Below are 1,675 nucleotides of genomic sequence, written 5' to 3' on the forward strand. Positions count from 1 at the left end.
ATTGCTTCAGGCTTTCTTCTTGTATTTTCTCTAATTCGCTTTGATCCATACCCAAATGGTTGACTAAAAACACCTTTGCCATGTCGTCGAAGGTTTTGCCGCGGGCGATGCCTTTTTTTATAGTGTTATAGGCCAGATCTTGTAGATGATGTAAACGTGCCAAAAATTCTTTTTTGCTACGTTCTTTTGTCTGTATTGTTTCGGGTATTTTCTCAGCGGCAACAGCCTTATATACTTGTCGGGCAAGAAACAGTGCTAAAATCGCTTGCGGATCATGCCAAAGGGTCAGGGGCCAGTCGGAAACCTGTGAAACCCAGATCTTGATATACCTTTTGACATTGTCGTTGAGACTGCCAATCCAGACAGCATGAAGCTCTTTAGGTACCTCGACCAGAGCATCGTGCAGGTACTCGTTTATTGTGGCGGCCAGGTGGGCGGCTACGGATCTTCCTCCGGTAAGAGTTCCGGGCAGGTTTTGCTGCATGCTATAGACAAGGAAGTATTTTTCAAGGGCGGTTCCCTTACGGCGAAGTGGGTCAAATTGAGCGATTTTCCTTTCCAGCGCGGCAACGTCATTCGAGCTTATCACACCCTGCAGATGTGGCTTCAGACTGCGCTCGAATATTTCCGGGGTTGGCACCAGATCATCGGGATTGACGGGCCCCAGCAACCCGCTGTTCTCTGACAACACAGCGGGCAGCTGACGGAGTCCGGTGGCACCTTCAGTCAACCTGTCTTTTTCGGACATGCGCTCGACGGTGGTATCGCCGTTACTCATGCGAAGCGCTTTCAGCTGGTCAGAGCTGTCGGCGACTGACCATGTCACCAGCCCTGTGTCAGAGAGCAGGCCAACCCACAGACGCCCCCAGATATCGACTCTCAACAGACCGTCACGGGCGGTCACTGTCCGGGTTTTTGTCGCTTTCAGGATGTCTTTCAGGTATTGGCTAACAAGCCCGTTGTGATCGATACCTGAGCCTATCAGGTTAACCGTTTTAACCGGGGTATTACCGATCAATTCATTGATTTTTGTTGACAGGTCTGGTGCACTTTGCCCGCTCAGGGTAAATTCCCCGTTTTCGGATTCACCCAGGCCTACCACATGAATTCGGCTATCATCGTCCAGCAGTTTGCCAATATCGGCATGGTTGACCTTGGCGCCGGTCTCGCCATCTGACCAATCATCGTTGTCAATGACCAGCCAACGAATTGACTGATCAGTTTGTTGATGATTTTTATATTTGCGAAACAGGTAACGGCTGGCCTTGCTGATAGGGTTATCATCGCCAGTCTCCATTTGGAGAACCAGTTGATGACTGTATTGGCTTTTGCTCTGCGGATCCGTTTTTATATAGCTTGTGACATCTTTTTCGTGCACCCAGATAGCTACTGCCTCGCTGGAAGAGGAAAAGCGTTTCCCGAGAGACAATTCAAGAGTATCAAGCAACGCTCGGTAGCCTCGACTCCAATCTACTGCAATCTTGCTTTCCTGCAGTGCTTCATCGCCATTCAGTATTTCATAGCCTTCCGCAAGCTTCCATATACCTCCGTATCGATAAAAAGCCAATGGCGGGGAACGAAATCTTTGTTTGGTTAAAGATGTTTTTGTATCCAGGGCGGCTTTCCAATCTGTCACCTCAGATAATTTAAATTGATCAATCTTCTGGTGATCTGA

1 protein-coding gene is annotated in these 1,675 nt (G+C 48.7%); it reads right to left on the bottom strand.

Annotated features, from left to right (window positions below):
* Positions 1-1,675: TcdA/TcdB catalytic glycosyltransferase domain-containing protein (locus KDK19_RS18645; RefSeq protein WP_257292583.1), on the bottom strand; the 1,675-nt coding region annotated here is incomplete at both ends.

This window comes from Endozoicomonas sp. ONNA1, assembly GCF_024606325.1.
Lineage (GTDB): Bacteria > Pseudomonadota > Gammaproteobacteria > Pseudomonadales > Endozoicomonadaceae > Endozoicomonas_A.